General features: G+C 33.5%; 6 protein-coding genes. All 6 read right to left on the bottom strand.

Features of this window, described 5'->3' with window-relative positions; translation table 11 throughout:
• Positions 1-171: 171 nt before the first annotated feature.
• The 6 genes from HRG09_RS27395 to HRG09_RS27370 all read right to left on the bottom strand — a co-directional run bounded on the left by HRG09_RS27395 (position 172) and on the right by HRG09_RS27370 (position 5,389).
• Complete coding sequence (locus tag HRG09_RS27395; RefSeq protein ID WP_375335778.1) at positions 172-627, bottom strand: ASCH domain-containing protein; 456 nt, start codon at positions 625-627, stop codon at positions 172-174.
• 442 nt (positions 628-1,069) lie between these two features.
• Positions 1,070-1,867: an undecaprenyl-diphosphate phosphatase gene (gene bacA / locus HRG09_RS27390; RefSeq protein WP_174103964.1), complete on the bottom strand. Its 798-nt coding sequence runs from the start codon at positions 1,865-1,867 to the stop codon at positions 1,070-1,072.
• A 74-nt stretch (positions 1,868-1,941) separates the two neighbouring features.
• The gene (locus HRG09_RS27385) at positions 1,942-2,679 is read right to left on the bottom strand and encodes an ABC transporter permease (RefSeq protein ID WP_174103963.1); all 738 of its coding nucleotides are present in this window, start codon (positions 2,677-2,679) and stop codon (positions 1,942-1,944) included.
• Positions 2,672-3,601 (bottom strand): ABC transporter ATP-binding protein, encoded by a 930-nt coding sequence (locus tag HRG09_RS27380; protein ID WP_174103962.1) that lies wholly within the window; start codon positions 3,599-3,601, stop codon positions 2,672-2,674. Before HRG09_RS27380 ends, HRG09_RS27385 begins: the two co-directional genes overlap by 8 nt.
• Positions 3,602-3,654: 53 nt before the next feature.
• A complete protein-coding gene (locus HRG09_RS27375) occupies positions 3,655-4,686 on the bottom strand; it encodes a sensor histidine kinase (RefSeq protein ID WP_174103961.1) in 1,032 nt (343 codons plus the stop codon).
• Positions 4,676-5,389 (bottom strand): response regulator transcription factor, encoded by a 714-nt coding sequence (locus HRG09_RS27370; RefSeq protein ID WP_174103960.1) that lies wholly within the window; start codon positions 5,387-5,389, stop codon positions 4,676-4,678. Before HRG09_RS27370 ends, HRG09_RS27375 begins: the two co-directional genes overlap by 11 nt.
• Positions 5,390-5,655: the final 266 nt, after the last annotated feature.

Genomic DNA, 5,655 nt, shown 5'->3' with positions numbered 1-5,655 from the left:
AATAAGAATATAAATTATAAAATAGGCATATCATCTATTTACTTTTTAAAGAGTAAATAGATGATATGCCTATATATGAAAAGAGGATATATTTATCCCGTAAAAGCCCGATTCGTGAGGGCTAATAATCAGTGGGAGATGAAGAAAACTCTCACTAATTAAAGCTTCACTTTATTCCTTCACATCAATCAGCTCAAAACGTTCGCAAACGAGTAACATGTCTTCAGAAAATTCACGACCGATTTCATGCAGTTCTTTTGTGAAGAACTCTATATGAGTGTTTTTCCAATATTTATAGGTGCGATCGCCTTCTCCTTCGGCAATAGCAAATTCTTCAGAGACTTCATTCATTGGTGTCAAAGTTACTTCTATCGTTTTAATAATTGCTACAGGTTCGTCAGCGCTATTCAATATGATGCTATAATCATTTATCGCGGGAAGGCGCTCGTTGTCAAGTTCATAGAAAATATGACCAGAACATGTTGCTGTTTTTACGCCATCAATTACTAATTGGGCAAGGTAGTCGGGAGAAGCGCCAAACTGCCATGCGCTGAAAGTTTGAGGTTTATCGTTCTCCTTCCAGTATTCATTCCAGTATTGCTGTGCTAATTGATTCATTAGTATCATTCACCCATGTCTCAAATGTCTAGTTAAATACCTCATTGCTTATGATAAGGTTCCGTTTGGTCAAAATAGATGGTTTGTTTGATAAATTACATTTTCTTTGTTGTTTTTTAAGGTAGTAAAAGGAAATTGCTTAATGAATATGGTTTATATACTCGTGCTGTTCATTTATATCCATCTATTTAATAAATTTGTACATACATTTATATTGCAGAATATTCAAAATAATAAAGTCAAGCTGTTTTAAACAACTACCTACGTTTTTAAGATTAGATGATTCTTGTGGAATTATAAAACCAACGCTTTTTATGAAGAGTTGGTTTACATGTGTCTTTTCATTAAAATGGGGATGGGGGGTACGGCAGTTAGGTATAGTTGCAACTAACCGATACTACTGTAGAAATATCGGCTAGTTATTGTCTTTTTATAGGTGATCTTCCTATGGTTATAGCAATACGAATGCAGTGAATACAATAGCTAACAAAATACGATAATAAGCGAAAGGTTTTAAACCTATTTGTGCTAATAGTTTTAGGAAAGTCACCACTGCTAGCATCGCTACTACAAAAGAAGTAATAAACCCTACTGCGAACATTGGGATATCATCCATACTTAAATACTTCCAGCTCTTTAATAAGTCTAATCCTGTTGCGCCAACCATAACGGGAAGAGCAATAAGAAAAGAGAATTCGGATGCAGCCTTATAATTTGCCTTTGCTAATAATCCACCAGAAATAGTAGATCCAGCTCTTGAGAAACCAGGATATACTGCTAAACATTGGAATAACCCTATTGTTAATGCTTGACGATATGTTAAATCGTCTAATGAATAAGTAGTAGCCTCTGTCTTTTTATTCTCTGCAAAAATCATAAGAATTGCGCCCGCTACAAGTCCAATCACAACAGTATATGGCTGAAATAAGTATGCTTTGATCACATCATGTAATAGTAAGCCAGCAATTACGGCTGGGAACACACCTAGGAAAACATGTAGTGCATTGAATTTTTTCTCTTTCTGCAAGAGAGGTCTAATGTTACATAAAGAAACAAGTCGTTTATGATATAAAACAGCAATAGCCAAAATTGCTCCTAACTGTATGACAATCTCAAATGTTTTTGCTTTTTCTCCCTCAAAACCTAATAAATGTCCGACTAATATAAGATGCCCAGTAGAAGAGATAGGCAAAAATTCAGCTAGCCCTTCTACAATGCCGAGTATAAAGGCAATAATTGTATCACTCATAATTTCCCTCCTAATTATTTAAATGAAATTACTTTTAGATAGAGACATAAAAGGGATTTTATTATCTTTATAAATCAATGAATATCAACTTTTTTAAAATAGAATATGGTTCCTATAAAACCGATAATAGCTGTAGCGGCAATGGCAACATAAGAATATTCTGGAGGATATGTCGGTTGCAATTCGTTATTTACTATATCTAGTGCAGCTGTCCAAGGAAACAAATCTTTGTGTTCCGAACTTGCAGTTAGAACATTTACCATTGCTACAACAATAGTTAATATAATAGGCGGAACATAAGTCTTCATTACAAGAGTTAGTAGTACAACAGGAGTAGATAAGATAAAAAGGAATCCACCGCCTAGTAAAAATTTCACTAAAAATTGAAAAGATAAAGGAATGCTTAATCCAGGAAAACCTCCTAATAGCCCTAATAGTAAAGTTAGTCCCCATGCAACTATAGTTAGGATCATAATCCAAATAAACAGAAGGATGAATTTGCTCATAATAAAGTTAAAACGTGATACAGGAATGGTTAATAAATTTTTTAATGTATTTTCTGTGTATTCACGATTAAAGAGATAAGCGGTAACGACTCCGTATAGAAGGACTCCCATAAATAAAATAGTATACATATTTACATTAAGAAAAAGAGCATCGAAACCCGCGGGTGTAGCAGACGGTTTTGTTTTCATTTCTATATAAAAAGCTAAAACTATCATAAACGGTGCTACTGCCGCACCAATAATACTAATCAAGAACATGTTAGAACGCTTTAATTTTAATAGTTCGGTGTATAGTAGATTAACCAATTGTTCCACCTCCAACTAATTTGGTGAAATAATCTTCCAATCTATCTTCGCTTATCATAATTTTTAATACTTCAATATTATTTCGAACAAACGTTCTGTTGATTTGTCCTTGTTGTCCGAAATGAGAATAAACGCGAATGTTTCCTTCATCATGAACTTCGTAATCGAAAATATGAAATTCTTTTTCTAAAAGCATCGTAGCTTTATTGTCGTTATTGACTTGGAATTCCAAGTATTTACGATTTGTTTTTCGAAGTGCATCAAGAGAAACTTCTTCTAATAACTTCCCTTCATGAATAATCCCCATACGATCTACTAGTTGTTCTACTTCAGCTAAAATGTGGCTTGAAATCAATATCGTGATATTTCTTTCTTGTGCTAAAGATTTAATAAGCTTTCGCATTTCTTTAATACCAATTGGATCTAAGCCGTTTGTCGGTTCATCTAATATTAATAGTTCTGGATAATGGAGAAGGGTTCGTGCGATTCCGAGTCGCTGTTTCATTCCTAATGAGTATTTTCCTACTAGTTTTTTTGTTTCATGTTCTAGCCCTACAATTTCTAATGCCTCTTCAATCGCGTTCCTTTTATGAACGCCGATTATTTTTGCGTTAATTAATAGATTCTCTTTTGCAGTTAAGTTTTCATAGAACCCTGGAACTTCAACGATAGAACCAATTCTTCTTAAAATTTCCTTTTGGTTGTTCGAAAAATCCTCTCCGAATATTTCGATTTTTCCGCTTGTAGGTTTTATAAGACCGAGCAGCATTCGAATTGTTGTTGTTTTACCCGCACCGTTCCGACCAATGAAGCCGTAAATCTCTCCTTGATTTACATTTATATTTAGATTATCTACTGATTTTTGCTTGCCATAAATTTTAGTTAAGTTTGTTGTTTGTATAATTGTATTTATGTTGAACACCTACTTTCTCTAAGCTCTTAAGTACATAATAAGAAGGAGGGTTTAACTGCTGCTTAATCATTTCTTAACTGTTTCTTAAAAACAGTTTGTTTTGGAATGGAAAAGCCAAAGGTGGTTCTTTTCCACGGAATACTTTCTGCCCATATTTGACCGCCGTTCTTTTCTACGAGGGCTTTTGCGATAGCAAGTCCTAGGCCGCTCCCACCATGAGAAGGATTTCTTGATCGATCAATTCGGTACATTCTCTCAAATACGTTATCTAGTTCGTCTGTTGAAATACCAGGTCCTTTATCCCAAATGAGCAGCTGATAGTCGTTAGTCATTTCTAAAAGTTCGATTCCTACTATTTTTCCAGGCTTTCCGTAATGTATAGCGTTTTTTAGGAGATTATTTATAACTCGCATAAGACTAAAAGAATCGGCTGTAATGGTGCAAGGTTTTTCTGGAATATTAACCTGTAACTCAATACCATGTTTTGATAGTTCAGGTAAAAACTCGATTAGTGATTCTCTAGTAATCTCTGAAAAATCAAGTTGTTCTTCCTTTAGTGAAAATTCATCAGCATCAAGCTTTGCCATATTGAATATTCCATCAACTAATTGTTTTAAGCTATTTGATTTATTTGAGAGTATTGCAAGGTAGTCCAGTTTTTCTTCCTCTGAAGCAGCTATACCATCCTTTAATGCGTCAATATATCCAATAATAGAAGTAAGAGGTGTTCGAATATCATGCGAGATACTAGATAGAAGTTGCTTCCTAGCCTTTTGAGACTTTTTGGCTTCAACTTGTACTCTTTCTAGCTCAGTTATTAATTCATTTATAGAAAAAATGACGTCATCTAGTGAATGATCGTTATTGGTATATAGTCTTGTATGTAGATTACCGTTAATGGCGCGTTTTAATTTCGTAACCATGGACTTCTGAGTTTGAATAACAGTAAGTCTTGTACAGAAAAGACTTACTGTTATAACGATAAGGATAATGAATAAAATTAATCTTAATATGTGGACCATATCTATAAATAGAAGTCCGGTAATGATTATAAACTGCAATAGAATGAGATAGAGGACTTTGTCATTCTTCATTTTTCTCACCTACAAATTTATAACCAATGCCCCAAACTGTTTGGATAAACTTAGGGTTTGAAGGATCAATTTCTATCTTTTTTCTCAGTTTTCTAATGTGTACCATGACGGTATTATCATCTTCTATATAATTACTATCCCAAACATTGCGGAAGAGTTGCGTTTTTGTAAAAACCTGTTCAGGATTTGAGGCGAAGAACTTTAATAGTTCAAGTTCTTTTCCAGTTAAAGATATTTCTTTGTCATCTACGTTAACTATATACTTGTTTACATCAATTGTTAGCCCTTTGAATGTTAGGAGTGTTTTTTCTTGTACGCTAGCATTACTTCCTAATACTAAAAAACGCCTCATAAGAGCTTTTACTCTAGCAACCACTTCATTCATACTAAAAGGCTTTGTAATATAATCGTCTGCGCCTATGCTTAAGCCTAAAATTTTATCTACTTCTTGATCTTTAGCAGTGAGCATTAATATTGGGATATTTGTTTTGTTTCTAAGTCTTCTACATACCTCGATACCATCGACTTTAGGCATCATAAGATCTAATATGATGAGGTTATATTTGTTTTGTTCAAATAAGTGAAGAGCCTCTTCACCATTTATAGCGATATCTACTGTATATAGTTCTCGTTCTAGATACCTTTTTAATAAATCTCGTATTTCTTTTTCATCGTCTGCTATAAGTACACGGATATCTTCCATCGTTTCACCTGCTTATAATAGAGTGTTGTATTTTGTTTTCGGTAATGAAAAATACAATAGTTATCTCATTATATACTATGAATTGTTAAAATAAGGTTGTAAGTATAAAATCAAATGGAGAAATGCAAATGCATGATAATCTACTAAAGATTTATAGTTGAGAGAAACCGAGTAGGAAGAGGGGAGATTTAAGATACTCTTATAATGCTGCATAAAGAAGAGATAAATCTATCAAAAAAACTTTTGAAAAGTTGTTGACTATTACC

This window comes from Bacillus sp. Xin1 (assembly GCF_013314535.1).
In the GTDB taxonomy this organism is placed as follows: domain Bacteria; phylum Bacillota; class Bacilli; order Bacillales; family Bacillaceae_G; genus Bacillus_A.
The sequence above is the reverse complement of the archived record's forward strand: the minus strand, read 5'-3'. Positions and strand labels throughout refer to the sequence as shown.

Excerpts from the sequence above, each read along its gene's own strand:
- bacA (WP_174103964.1), bottom strand. The coding sequence starts at position 1,867 with ATGAGTGATACAATTATTGCCTTTATACTCGGCATTGTAGAAGGGCTA.
- HRG09_RS27370 (WP_174103960.1), bottom strand. The coding sequence starts at position 5,389 with ATGGAAGATATCCGTGTACTTATAGCAGACGATGAAAAAGAAATACGA.
- HRG09_RS27375 (WP_174103961.1), bottom strand. The coding sequence starts at position 4,686 with ATGAAGAATGACAAAGTCCTCTATCTCATTCTATTGCAGTTTATAATC.
- HRG09_RS27395 (WP_375335778.1), bottom strand. The coding sequence starts at position 627 with ATGATACTAATGAATCAATTAGCACAGCAATACTGGAATGAATACTGG.